The sequence below is a fragment of the Nocardia albiluteola genome (assembly GCF_018860155.1).
GTDB classification, from domain to species: Bacteria; Actinomycetota; Actinomycetes; order Mycobacteriales; family Mycobacteriaceae; genus Nocardia; species Nocardia albiluteola.
Genome location: NZ_JAHKNI010000009.1, coordinates 336,520 through 349,160 on the forward strand (window position 1 = coordinate 336,520; position 12,641 = coordinate 349,160).

9 protein-coding genes and 1 pseudogene are annotated in these 12,641 nt (G+C 69.9%); 7 read left to right on the forward strand and 3 right to left on the reverse strand.

Features of this window, described 5'->3' with window-relative positions; all coding sequences use genetic code 11:
* Nucleotides 1-8: 8 nt before the first annotated feature.
* Complete coding sequence (locus KO481_RS26730) at nt 9-731, reverse strand: hypothetical protein (protein WP_215920910.1); 723 nt, start codon at nt 729-731, stop codon at nt 9-11.
* 92 nt (nt 732-823) lie between these two features.
* Nucleotides 824-1,744, reverse strand: a complete 921-nt coding sequence (gene ypfJ / locus KO481_RS26735; protein WP_215920912.1) for a KPN_02809 family neutral zinc metallopeptidase — start codon at nt 1,742-1,744, stop codon at nt 824-826.
* Between the two features lie 174 nt (nt 1,745-1,918).
* Here ypfJ and aspS point away from each other — a divergent pair, with 174 nt between their 5' ends.
* Both aspS and KO481_RS26745 read left to right on the forward strand, forming a co-directional pair.
* Nucleotides 1,919-3,724, forward strand: coding sequence for an aspartate--tRNA ligase (gene aspS, locus KO481_RS26740; RefSeq protein WP_215920914.1), 1,806 nt, complete (start codon nt 1,919-1,921; stop codon nt 3,722-3,724).
* 292 nt (nt 3,725-4,016) lie between these two features.
* Nucleotides 4,017-4,229: pseudogene (locus KO481_RS26745) on the forward strand (DUF389 domain-containing protein); the annotation flags it as partial.
* On the opposite strand, the gene KO481_RS26750 reads toward KO481_RS26745, so the two are convergent.
* Entirely contained in the window at nt 4,230-5,462 is a 1,233-nt protein-coding gene (locus KO481_RS26750) for a DUF2189 domain-containing protein (RefSeq protein WP_215920916.1), read from the reverse strand.
* 283 nt (nt 5,463-5,745) lie between these two features.
* Here KO481_RS26750 and KO481_RS26755 point away from each other — a divergent pair, with 283 nt between their 5' ends.
* The 5 genes from KO481_RS26755 (at nt 5,746) to ruvX (ending at nt 12,633) form a co-directional block, all read left to right on the forward strand.
* Nucleotides 5,746-6,915 (forward strand): phosphotransferase family protein, encoded by a 1,170-nt coding sequence (locus KO481_RS26755; RefSeq protein WP_215920918.1) that lies wholly within the window; start codon nt 5,746-5,748, stop codon nt 6,913-6,915.
* Nucleotides 6,916-7,061: 146 nt separating this feature from the next.
* The gene (locus KO481_RS26760; protein WP_215920920.1) at nt 7,062-7,688 is read left to right on the forward strand and encodes a TetR/AcrR family transcriptional regulator; all 627 of its coding nucleotides are present in this window, start codon (nt 7,062-7,064) and stop codon (nt 7,686-7,688) included.
* 316 nt (nt 7,689-8,004) lie between these two features.
* Nucleotides 8,005-9,357 (forward strand): replication-associated recombination protein A, encoded by a 1,353-nt coding sequence (locus tag KO481_RS26765; RefSeq protein ID WP_215920922.1) that lies wholly within the window; start codon nt 8,005-8,007, stop codon nt 9,355-9,357.
* 76 nt (nt 9,358-9,433) lie between these two features.
* Complete coding sequence (alaS, locus tag KO481_RS26770) at nt 9,434-12,097, forward strand: alanine--tRNA ligase (RefSeq protein ID WP_215920924.1); 2,664 nt, start codon at nt 9,434-9,436, stop codon at nt 12,095-12,097.
* The gene (ruvX, locus tag KO481_RS26775) at nt 12,097-12,633 is read left to right on the forward strand and encodes a Holliday junction resolvase RuvX (protein WP_215921086.1); all 537 of its coding nucleotides are present in this window, start codon (nt 12,097-12,099) and stop codon (nt 12,631-12,633) included. The genes alaS and ruvX overlap by 1 nt, the downstream gene beginning before the upstream one ends.
* The last annotated feature ends 8 nt before the right edge of the window (nt 12,634-12,641 follow it).

The window sequence follows — 12,641 nt, forward strand, 5'->3', positions numbered from 1 at the left end:
TCCGGATCTCAATGATCCGGGACGAAGGCGGCCGTGAGCTTCGTGCACAGGTAGGCGAAGCGGGCGCGGTTGGCCTGCTGCTCCCGCGTGAGGTCCCTGCTGGTGTCCGGTCCGTACACGACCAGGTGGATGTCCTGATCCGGGGTGGGCCCGAGGAAGTCGAGCAGGGTACTGCCGGCCGAGCCCTCCGCGGGCTCGCCCATATCCGCCGACGCGAGGCTCTTGGCTTCGGCGTAGCTCGCGGTGAGAACGTCGGTCGGGACGTGACCGGCCGCGGGATGCGGCGCCGCGTGCGCGTCGGTGGTGATACCGACGGCCCGGCCGTCCGCCCGCACCGACAGCGTCGGCGTCGGATCGATGGAACCGGATCCGCCGTGAATCGTCGTGAGCACCACCGAGAGTGGCGCCTCGACCGGCGCGGCGACCACCGCCGCGGCGGGTGAGGTCGGCGCGGACGGACTCGGCGCCTGCCGGCTCGTCGTCGGCGCCGCGGGTACCGGCGGTGTGGCGGCGGGGATGTGGGTCGTCGAATCGTTCGGCGGCTCCGGCGTGGCGGAGACCGGCGATTGCGCGGGCGATGCGGCCGGGCTCGAGGTCGCGGGCGTGGTGGCCGGGGCGTCCGCGGCGGCGGTGCCCGTGCGGCCCGCGCCGAGGAGCAGCACGGCGAGCGCTGTCCCCGCTATCAGCGGCCGGACCAGCCCGAATCGTCGTGTCGCCCCGAACCTTCGCATGTTCCGCACTCTCCTGTCATCCCTTGCGTCGCCGTCCGGTGATTGTGAACCGAGTCTGTGGCTAACTCCGGGCGACGCGCCCGAAAGGGACGTCAGCGAAGGGCGGCGGGGTTGTTCAGATCGGTGGCGGAGAAGGTATCGCACGCCCGCACCTGGCCGGTGCGGTATCCGGCCATGAGCCACTTCTGGCGTTCCGCGGAGGAGCCGTGCGTCCAGGACTCGGGATTGACCCGTCCGGTTGCCGCCTGCTGGATGCGGTCGTCGCCGACGGCTGCCGCGGCCGAGAGCGCGTCCTGAATATCCTTGTCCGACAGGGGCTTCAGGAAGGGCTGGCTGCCGCCCGGGGCGGGGAGCTTGTCGGCGTAGTGCGCCCACAGGCCCGCGTAGCAGTCGGCCTGCAGCTCCAGGCGCACCGAACCGGACGCGGGCCCCTTCGGATCGCGCTGCGCGCGGCCCGAATCGCCGAGCAGATTCTGGATGTGGTGGCCGACCTCGTGCGCCACCACGTATTCCTGAGCCAGCGGGCCGCCGCTGGAACCGAACTTGTCGACCAGCTCCTGGAAGAAGGCGGTATCGAAGTAGGCCGTGCGGTCCGCGGGGCAGTAGAACGGGCCGACCGCGCTGGTGGCCCGCCCGCACCCGGTGCTCACCGCGCCGGTGAACAGCGTCACCTGCGGCGGCGTGTAGGCGGTGCGGGTCTGCCGGGGCAGTTCCGTGCCCCACACTGCATCCAGGCTTTGCGTGGTCAGCACGACCCGGCAGTCGACGTACCTGTTGGCGTCCGCGCCGGTCCGGCAGTGGGCGGGAGTGCCGGGGGCGGTCTTCGGTGCGGCGGTGGACTGCGCCCCGGTGATGTCGTGCAGCAGCGAACTCGGATCGCCGCCCAGCAGCAGGGCCAGCACCAGCACGATCAGACCGCCCGCGCCGCCCAGGGCGATCTTGCCGCCCCTGCCGGGCCCGCCCCCGGACGACACCCGATTCGGATCGATCTGCATGCCCTCGTTGAAGGTCACCCGTGGCCCTCTCGCCCGCGTTCGATGGGATGGCGCACGCGGGCAAGCCGCGCGCAAACTACAGCTTGGCACGGTTGGCGGGGATATCGGTTTCCGGTCGGCGAACGTGTCTCTTTAGGATGGGAGCGCATCCGTCCACACCAGCCGATGCACCGAGCCGTCGAAAGGAACCCCGTGCTGCGCACCCACTTGGCAGGTTCGCTGCGAAGCGAACACGCCGGTCTGACCGTGACCCTCACCGGTTGGGTGGCTCGCCGTCGAGACCACGGTGGCGTGATCTTCATCGATCTGCGCGATGCGTCGGGTGTGTCACAGGTGGTGTTCCGTGAGGGCGTCCCGGCCGAGCAGGCGCACCGGTTGCGCGCGGAATACTGCGTGCAGGTGACCGGCGTCGTCGAGCCGCGGCCCGCCGGCAGCGAGAACCCGAACCTGCCGACCGGCGCGATCGAGGTCAACGTCACCCAGCTCGTGGTGCTCAACGAGGCCGCGCCGCTGCCGTTCCAGCTCGACGAGCAGCCCGGCGAGGAGGCCCGGCTCAAGTACCGCTACCTGGATCTGCGTCGCGAGGGCCCGGCGCATGCCATCCGGCTGCGCTCGCGGGCCAACGCCGCCGCCCGCGCGGTGCTGGCCGAGCATGCGTTCGTCGAGGTTGAGACGCCGACGATGACGCGCTCCACCCCCGAGGGCGCGCGCGACTTCCTGGTCCCCGCGCGCCTGCAGCCCGGCAAGTTCTACGCGCTGCCGCAGAGCCCCCAGCTGTTCAAGCAGCTGCTGATGGTCTCGGGTGTCGAGCGCTACTACCAGATCGCGCGCTGCTACCGCGACGAGGACTTCCGCGCCGACCGGCAGCCCGAGTTCACCCAGCTCGATATCGAGATGAGCTTCGTGACGCAGGAGGATGTGATCCTGCTGGCCGAGGACATCCTGAGCGCGCTGTGGAAGCTGGTCGGCTACAAGATCGCCGCGCCGATCCCGCACATGACCTACGCCGAGGCCATGCGCCGCTTCGGCACAGACAAGCCGGACCTGCGCTTCGGTGTCGAAATCACCGAGTGCACAGAGTATTTCAAGGACACCCCGTTCCGGGTGTTCCAGGCGCCCTATGTCGGCGCGGTCGTGATGCCCGGCGGCGCGAGCCAGCCCCGGCGCCAGCTCGACGCCTGGCAGGATTGGGCCAAGCAGCGCGGCGCGAAGGGCCTGGCCTACATCCTGGTGCAGGAGGACGGCACGCTGGGCGGTCCGGTCGCCAAGAACCTCAGCGACGCCGAGCGCGAGGGCCTGGCCAAGCACGTCGGCGCCGACCCGGGCGACTGCGTGTTCTTCGCGGCCGGGGAGACCAAGGCGCAGCGGGCACTGCTGGGCGCCGCGCGCGGCGAGATCGCGCGCAAGTGCGGCCTGATCGACGAGAACGCGTGGGCGTTCGTGTGGATCGTGGACGCGCCCATGTTCGAGCCCGCGGCCGAGGCGACCGCCAGCGGCGATGTGGCGCTGGGACATTCGGCGTGGACCGCGGTGCATCACGCCTTCACCTCGCCCCGGCCCGAATTCCTGGAAACCTTCGACACCGATCCCGGTGCGGCGCTGGCCTACGCGTACGACATCGTCTGCAATGGCAACGAGATCGGCGGCGGCAGCATCCGCATCCACCGCCGCGACGTGCAGGAGCGGGTGTTCAAGGTCATGGGCATCGGCCACGACGAGGCGCAGGAGAAGTTCGGCTTCCTGCTCGACGCGTTCTCCTACGGCGCCCCGCCGCACGGCGGCATCGCCTTCGGCTGGGACCGCATCGTCGCGCTGCTGGCCGGCGTCGAATCGATCCGCGAGGTCATCGCCTTCCCGAAGTCCGGCGGCGGTGTCGACCCGCTGACCGACGCGCCCGCGCCCATCACCCGGCAGCAGCGCAAGGAGGCGGGGCTCGAGGTGGTGCTCGACGAGCACGGAAACCCGGTGGGCGAGAAGAAGACCGCCGCGCCCAAGTAGGCGCTGCTGCGCGATCCCGCCGGCTCTGCATGCTGGACGGCCCCTCCCGGTCTGTAATCGGCTGGGAGGGTTCGTCGTACCGGTGGATTCCGGATGCACATCGATCGACCTCCCGGGCTGAACGCCGGTGCACCGGAGTCGATCGGCCTGCGCGAGTAGCGGATACACGGGCCGGTAGGCGCCGCGTTTCCCGGCTGGGCCGGGGCAGGGGCGTTGCTTCCAGTCCGCTCAGTACTCTGCAGACCGGATGCCTATCGCTGCCGAGTTGCCGAGAGTCAGGGGCTGCAGGGTGCTGCATGTGACGACGATCCCGGCCGCCGGCTTCGCGGTGGTGGCGGCCACGCTCGGCGAGTGGGACAAGGCGCTGCTGTCGATCGTTCAGCTGGCGGTGAACATGGCCGGGATCGTCGTTGCCGGGGTGATCGTGCTGTGGCTGCGCCCTCGCCACGGCAGCGAGGGCGGGCCGGTGGATCGGGTGAAACGCTGGTGGGTCTCCGTCGAGTGACTACAGCGTGAGGCCGTCGGTCAGGGTGCGATACGAGTAGGTCAGCGCCATCACGGTGACCGGACCGGCGACCAGCAGACCGATCCCGCACAGCGCGGTCGCCACCGCGGTCAGTACCAGCACCGCGAGCGCGAGCAGGATCAGCTGGCCCACATTGGCCAGGACCAGCCGGACACTGGATCGGATCGCGGCGACCGGACTCTGATCCACATCGATCACGAAGTGCAGCGCGAACATACACAGGAATCCGACCGCCATGGCCGCGATTACGCCCAGCACGGTTCCCAGCCCCGTGGACACCAGCCCGATTACGGTCGCCAACACGATCATCGACACCACGCTGGCCGCGAACACCCCGAGGGCGACCAGCAAGACGTTGCCGGCGTTGACGAATCCGAAGAACGCCTGGAAATCCGGTGGCGTGCCGTCGGTTTCGTACAGCGCTCCGCGGATCATGGCCGCCTGCAACAGCCACACCACCACCGCGACCACCAGGAACATCAGCAGCAGCGGCACCACGGAATTCACCCCGCCGGCCCGGATCACCAGCGTCACCGCCAGATACGCGACGAAGCCGATCAGCGTGATGGAGATCCACGGAATCGGATTGGCGCGAAAGCGTTCCCACCCGTAGCCCAGGGCGCGGCCGACGCTCAGCTCGCCAGGAGGGGGTGGCGGAAACCCGCGGGGCGAGGGTGCGGGCTGTGCCTCGGCGCCGGGTGGAACGGACGGCGGCGCGCCGGGAGGACCGGCGGGCTGCGTGCCGGGGTACGCCGCGCCGGAGGGCCAGGCCGCGGTGGCATCGGGCGGCACGGTTCCGGGGGCGCCGGGGTAACCCGGGAGCGGTGTGTAGCCCACGGGCTGGCCGTAGCCCGGCTGAGCGGGCTGACCGTACGCGGGCTGTGGCGGTGGGCCGTAGCCCGGCGGCGGCGCGGAAACCGGCCCGCCCGCCCCGTGGACAGGTGGTATCGGCGCGCCGAACACCGGAGGTGGTGGCGGCGGGGCGGTGACCGCGGGAGCGCCCTGGACGGGTTCGTTGCCGTACTGCGCCGCGCCGGGTCCCTCGAACTGCGGGTACCCGGCCGGGCCCGCCATCTCGTGCCGTCCGTGACCCGCGTCCTGATACTCGGTGGCCGGGCGCGGGAGATCCCCCTGCTGTTCGGAGGGGGTGAACTGCTCCTGGGCGCGGTCCCCGGGGCTGCCACCGGGCGCGGACTGTGGGCTGTCGCTCATCGTGGGGACCTTTCGATTCGCCTGATTTTCGGTGTGGCGCACAGCAGTTGGCGATGAGACAACCGGACCCGCCCCACGGTGTCAAACAACCATCGAGTGTACCTGCCCGATATGTCGCGATACCGGGATGGCGTGGTGCCGGCGCCGGCCGGGGACCTGCCGTGATGCCGGGACCAGGGTCTCGCGCCGGCGGCCGACCCTTCACACAGACACGCCGGGCGACGCGCGAAAGGTTGCCGAACCGCTCGCTGAAAGTGACCTCATGCGAGTAACTTGGATCGCGATGACCGCACTATTGGCCGAACGCGCCGCCGAAGTCGTGTCCGCGGCACAGCATTTGCTCACAAGGCGAATGGGTGCTCCCGTGAAGCTGAGCGATCCGATCGAACTCAGCGGCAGTGGTAGGACAACTGTGCTACGTGTGCGTGTTGCGGAGAACGCCTTTTCACTACCCCGTACGCTGATCATCAAGCAGCTGCGTGGCGGCGCGCACGATCGACGCGTCGGGGGCCTGGCGCCCGGCGTCGCCAGCATCGATTCGGCCTTCCTGCGCGAGGCGGTGTCGTATCAGTTCACCACCGCCCTGAGCAGCGAGCATCGTCCCGGCGCCTATCTGCTGGCGCACAATCTGGCCGAACGGCTGCTGATCCTGAGCGATCTGGGCGAGAACGCCTCGCTCACCGCCGTGCTGCAGTCCGGAGTCGAGCCGTCCAGCCGCAATGCGCTGATGGCCTTCGCGCAGGCGATGGGCCGCATGCACGCCGCCACCGTCGGGCGCGAGGCCGATTTCGTCGCGCTGCTGCGCCGGGTGGATGTGGTGCATCGCATCGACGGCATCGCCCAGCAGGCCGAGGCGGCCATCGGCGAGGTGCCCGGGCTGCTGATGCGGGAGCTGGGCATCGAGGTGCCCGGCGAGATCGCGCAGCGGATCGTCGCGGGTAACCGGCTGTTCTCCGCGGGCCGCTATCGCGCGTTCAGCCCCTCGGATCTGTGCCCCGACAACGTCATCCTGAACGAGCAGGGCGCCCGGTTCCTGGACTACGAATGGGGCGGATTCCGCGATGCCACTTTGGATATCGCGTATGCGCTGGTCTCGTTCCCGGGCTGTCTGTGCGATGTCGAGCTGTCCCGCGAGCGCGCCCGCCAGCTGGTCGAGGCGTGGCGGTCGGAGGTCGTGGGCGTGTGGCCGAGCCTGGCCGACGACGACGTCCTGGCCGAGCGGATCCTCGAGGCCCGCCTGATCTGGGTGTGGCTGACCACGTACTGGTTCCTGCCCGCCGATCACGCCCGCATCGCCGCGGCGCGCGAGCACGGCCTGTCGATCCCGCGGTCGGCGGCCCTGATCAACCGCTGGGCCGCGCTGGCCGAGGACGCCCGCTGCACCGGCGACGACGTGCTGGGCGATTTCGCCGAACACGTGTCGGCGACGCTCGAGGAGCACTGGGAGGAGTGATTCGCGCGGCGCGGACGAGTGCGCGCCGGTCCGTGAATCGGGGGCAGTGAGCCGGGCGCCGTCACCATGCGCTGCACCGCGGGCCCTCCTTCGGTGACTCGTGTGCAGTCGGACGACTACAGTGGGTTGTGCGCTAATGTAGTCACATGACTACGGATCGCGCAAGGAGTCTCGAGCCCGTCGGTGAGGCCCCGGTGGGGCGGGAGGCCGTCGTCGCCGCGGTGCTCGACAGTGCCGCGGATCTGTTCGTCGAACGCGGGCCCGCCGCGACCTCGATCCGGGACATCGCCGAACGGGCGGGCGTCAACCATGGCCTGGTCTTCCGGCATTTCGGGAGCAAGGAGAAACTGGTCGCCCGGGTGCTGGACCATCTGGCCTCGGAGTCGCTCGCCGCGTTCGGCCAGTCCGAGGTCGGCGACCGGTCGCTGCTCGACGCCCGCCCGCGCCGGCACCTGACCGTGCTGGCCCGCAGCATTCTGGACGGATACCCGGTCGCCACGATGCAGCAGGACTTCCCGGTCATCGCGCGGCTGATCGAGCGGGCCCGCCCCTTCCACGGCACCGATCACGACGCATCCCTGGCGGTCGCGCACGTCGCGGCGCTCGAACTGGGCTGGCAGCTCTTCGGCCCGTTCCTGCGCGGCGCGGCAAACCTCGGGGACATGTCCGACGCGGCGCTGCAGGACGATATCGACGCCGAGGCGGCCCGGATCTTCCTGTCCGACCACGCCGAGCGCAGCGATCTCCGCGCGAGCAGCCGCTCGGAGCGGTGACGCTCCTGGCCGCGCGTGAACCGCCGGCGGTTGGAGGGCAGGTCGAGGCGCGCACAGAAGGGCGTGCGAAATGTGTCGGTGTGCGCCGGTACGGTTGGATTCGTGAGTAAGTCCTCCACCAGCCTCTTTCATCCGCCGTGCCTCCAGGTGTCGGTGGGGTGGAGTCGTGAGCGGAGCGAGCCATCGACACAGTGCGCGTCGCGCACGCCGGAGCCGAGCGCCAGCGAGGTGCGGGTGTGAGCGGAGCGCAGCGGAGCGAGCCATCGACACAGCGCGCGTCGCGCACGCCGGAGCCGAGCGCCAGCGAGGTGCAGGCGTGAGCGAGGGGTTGTTCGACACGCCCGGGGTGGAGGTGGCGCCGAATGGGGCGGGGGAGTTCACGATGGGTGAGGCGGCCGGCAGGCTTGCGCCGCTGGCGGTGCGGATGCGCCCGGCGAGCCTGGACGAGGTGGTGGGGCAGGGGCATCTGCTCGGGTCTGGGTCGCCGCTGCGGCGGCTGATCGAGGGGTCGGGGGCGGCGTCGGTGCTGCTGTACGGGCCGCCGGGCACCGGCAAGACCACGCTGGCCTCGCTGCTCTCGCAGGCCACCGGCCGCCGGTTCGAGGCGCTGTCGGCGCTCTCGGCGGGGGTGAAGGAGGTGCGCGCGGTCATCGACCTGGCGCGGCGGCGGCTGCTGGCCGGGGAGCAGACGGTGCTGTTCATCGACGAGGTGCACCGCTTCTCCAAGACTCAGCAGGACGCGCTGCTGGCCGCGGTGGAGAACCGGGTGGTGCTGCTGGTCGGCGCCACGACGGAGAATCCGTCATTCTCGGTGGTGTCGCCGCTGCTGTCGCGCTCGCTGGTGCTGCAGCTGAAATCGCTGTCCGACAACGATATTCGCGAGGTGTTGCGCCGCGCGATCGCCGACCCCCGTGGGCTGAACGGCGCGTACACGGTTACCGATGCCGCACTGGATCACATCGTGCGCATCGCCGGGGGCGACGCCCGCCGCTCGCTCACGGCGCTCGAGGCGTCGGCCGAATCCTCCCTGGACGGCGCGGTCGATGTCGATCTGGTGGAGGCCAGCGTCGACAAGGCCGCGGTGCGTTACGACCGGGCCGGGGATCAGCACTACGACGTGATCAGCGCCTTCATCAAGTCCCTGCGCGGCTCGGACGTCGATGCCGCGCTGCACTACCTGGCCCGAATGATCAGCGCCGGCGAGGACGCGCGCTTCATCGCTCGCCGCCTGATGATCCAGGCCAGCGAGGAGGTCGGCATGGCCGATCCGACCGCCCTGCAGACCGCGGTGGCCGCGGCCCAGGTCGTCCAGCTGGTCGGCATGCCGGAGGCCAAACTGGCCCTGACCCACGCCACCATCCACATCGCCACCGCCCCCAAGTCCGGCGCGGTCCCCGCGGCCATCGGCGCGGCCCTGGCGGATATCAACGCGGGCAAGGCCGGTGCCGTCCCGCCGCATCTGCGGGACGGCCACTATGCGGGCGCGGCAGCCCTGGGCAACGCCCAGGGCTACAGATACCCCCACGATCATCCCGACGGCGTGCTGTCCCAGCAGTATCCGCCCGACGAGCTGGTGGGCGTCGACTACTACCGGCCCACCGATCACGGCTACGAGCGCGAAATCGGCTCCCGGGTGACCAAACTGCGCCGGATCGTCCGGGGGAAATGAACCGTGGTCCGCTGACCAGCGCTCGACCCGCTACCCCCGAAAACTCCCTGGACCCCTCCCGGTAGGCTGGATATTTGTGCAGACCCACGAGATTCGACGGCGCTTCTTGGACCATTTCGTCCGTGCCGGACACACCGAGGTATCCAGTGCCTCGCTGATCCTGGCCGACCCCAACCTGCTGTTCGTGAACGCAGGCATGGTTCAGTTCGTGCCGTTTTTCCTCGGGCAGCAGACGCCGCCGTACGCGACCGCGACGAGCGTGCAGAAGTGCGTGCGCACCCTGGACATCGAGAACGTCGGCATCACCACCCGGCACAACACGTTCTTCCAGATGGCGGGCAACTTCAGCTTCGGCGACTACTTCAAGCGCAGGGCCACCGAGCTGGCCTGGTCGCTGCTGACCAATGCCGTCGAGGACGGCGGCTACGGCTTCGATGCCGAAAGGCTGTGGGTCACCGTCTATCTCGACGATGACGAGGCCGAGCAGATCTGGCGCTCGATCGGCGTGCCGTCCGAGCGGATCCAGCGCCGCGGCATGGCCGACAACTACTGGTCGATGGGCATTCCCGGCCCGTGCGGCCCGTGCTCGGAGATCTATTTCGACCGCGGTCCCGAGTACGGACTGGAGGGCGGCCCCGAGGCCGACGAGGATCGGTACATCGAGATCTGGAACCTCGTGTTCATGCAGAACGAGCGGGGCGAGGGCCGCGGCAAGGACAACTTCGAGATCCTGGGCCCGCTGCCGAAAAAGAACATCGACACCGGCATGGGTGTCGAGCGTGTCGCGTTCCTGCTGCAGGGCGTGGACAACGTCTACGAGACCGATCTGCTGCGCCCGATCATCACCAAGGCCGAGGAGCTGACCGGCAAGTCGTACGCGGTGGAGCACGCCGACGACGTGCGCTTCCGCGTCATCGCCGACCACGCCCGCACCGCCGCGATGCTGATCGCCGACGGCGTCAACCCCGGCAATGACGGCCGGGGCTACGTGCTGCGCCGCCTGCTGCGCCGGATCGTGCGCTCCGCGCGCCTGCTGGGCGCGGAGAAGCCGGTGATGTCCGAATTCATGAAGGTCGTCAGCGAGCTCATGTCGCCGTCGTACCCGGAGCTGGCCACGGACCTGCGGCGCATCGAGAACGTCGCCGTCGGCGAGGAGACCGCGTTCCTCAAGACGCTCTCCACCGGCACCAAGCTGTTCGACGAGACCGTCGACGAGGTGAAAACCGGTGGCGGCAAGCGTATTTCGGGCACCGATGCGTTCACGCTGCACGACACCTACGGCTTCCCGATCGATCTGACCCTGGAGATGGCCGCCGAGGCCGGGCTCGAGGTCGACGAGACCGGTTTCCGGGAGCTGATGGCCGAGCAGCGCCAGCGCGCCAAGGAGGATGCGCAGTCCCGCAAGCACGCCCACGCCGACCTGACGATCTACAAGGAGTTCGTCGACCGCGGCGCCACCGAGTTCACCGGTTTCGGCGAACTCAGCTCGGAGGCGAAGGTGCTGGCGCTGATCTCCGGCGGCGTGCGGGTGCCGACCGCGACAGTGGGCCAGGACGTCGAGGTGATCCTGGATCGCAGCCCGTTCTACGCCGAGTCGGGTGGCCAGATCGCCGACCGAGGCAGCATGACCGCCACGGGCGCCAAGCTGCGGGTGTCCGACGTGCAGAAGATCGCTAAGACGCTGTGGGTGCACAAGACCACGGTCGAACAGGGCCAGCTCACCGAGGGCGATACGGTCCTGGCTCAGGTCGACCCGGCGTGGCGCCGGGGCGCGACGCAGGGCCATTCGGGCACGCACATGGTGCACGCCGCGCTGCGGCAGGTGCTCGGACCCAACGCGGTGCAGGCGGGTTCGCTGAACAAGCCCGGCTACCTGCGGTTCGACTTCAACTGGCAGGGCCAGCTGTCCGAGGCGCAGAAGGCCGACATCGAGGCCGTGTCCAACGACGCCGTCGGCGCGGACTTTCCGGTGAACACCTTCGTCACCGATCTGCCCAAGGCCAAGGCGATGGGAGCGATGGCGCTGTTCGGCGAGAACTACGGCGACGAGGTGCGCGTCGTGGAGATCGGCGGGCCGTTCTCGATGGAGCTGTGCGGCGGCACGCACGTCGAGCACTCCTCGCAGATCGGGCCGATCACCGTGCTCGGCGAGTCGTCGGTCGGCTCGGGCGTGCGGCGCGTGGAGGCCTTCGTCGGCCTGGACTCGTACCGGTATTTGGCCAAGGAGCGCGCGCTGCTCGCCGGCGTCGCCTCCGCGCTGAAGGTGCCCTCGGAGGAGGTGCCCGGCCGTGTCGAGCAGCTGGTCGAGCGGCTCAAGGTCGCCGAGAAGGAGCTCGAGCGCACCAAGGTACAGGCGGTGCTCTCGCAGGCCGGGAAGTTCGTCGAGGAGGCCGAGCGGGTGGGCCGCGTGCTGCTGGTCGCCGCCGCCGCCCCGGAGGGCGTGGGTGCGGGCGATCTGCGCACCCTGGTGAGCGATATCCGCGGTCGTTTCGGCAGTGAGCCGGCCGTGGTGGTGCTGCTGGGCAACGTCGAGGGCAAGGTGCCGTTCGTCGTCGCGGTGAGCAAGGCCGCGCAGGACCTCGGATTCAAGGCCGGAGATCTGGTCGCGAGCTTCGGCCCGAGCATTGCCGGCCGTGGTGGCGGCAAGCCGGAGATGGCGCAGGGTGCAGGCTCGGACCCGTCGGGGATCGCGGCCGGGCTGGCCGCGGTGCGGGCGCGGGTGGCCGAGCTCGCCGGGTGATGGCAGGGCCGAGTTCCGACCGGCCGGACCCCGCGACCGACCCGGGCCGCGGCAGACGCATCGGCATCGACGTCGGCACGGTCCGCATCGGCGTCGCCTCGTCCGATCCGGACGGAATTCTGGCCACCCCGGTGGAGACCGTCCAACGGGCCAAGAGCGGGCGGTCCGGGGGGAACCGCGCTCCGGCAACGGATCTGGCCAGGATTGCCGAAATTGTGCGGGAGTACGAGGCCGTCGAGGTGATCGTCGGCCTTCCCCGCACGCTCCGCGGCGAGAACGGCACGTCCGCCGCCATGGCCGTGAGATTTGCTAAAGATTTGCACGCACTGTGCCCAGCCGTGCCGATACGACTTTCCGACGAACGTTTGACTACGGTGACAGCTGCACGTGCATTGCGAGACAGTGGAGTTCGCGCACGTGGCCAGCGGCAGATGATCGACCAGGCGGCGGCCGTATCGATCCTGCAAGGATGGTTGGACGAACGGAGTGCGGTGTTAAGGTCGGCCGGTGACGCAGGCGACGGGGTAGGCGGATGAATGACCGC

Bases quoted from the DNA above. Each gene is read 5' to 3' on its own strand.
- KO481_RS26760 (WP_215920920.1), top strand. From the start codon at position 7,062: ATGACTACGGATCGCGCAAGGAGTCTCGAGCCCGTCGGTGAGGCCCCG.
- ruvX (WP_215921086.1), top strand. From the start codon at position 12,097: ATGGCAGGGCCGAGTTCCGACCGGCCGGACCCCGCGACCGACCCGGGC.
- KO481_RS26750 (WP_215920916.1), bottom strand. From the start codon at position 5,462: ATGAGCGACAGCCCACAGTCCGCGCCCGGTGGCAGCCCCGGGGACCGC.
- KO481_RS26755 (WP_215920918.1), top strand. From the start codon at position 5,746: ATGACCGCACTATTGGCCGAACGCGCCGCCGAAGTCGTGTCCGCGGCA.
- KO481_RS26730 (WP_215920910.1), bottom strand. From the start codon at position 731: ATGCGAAGGTTCGGGGCGACACGACGATTCGGGCTGGTCCGGCCGCTG.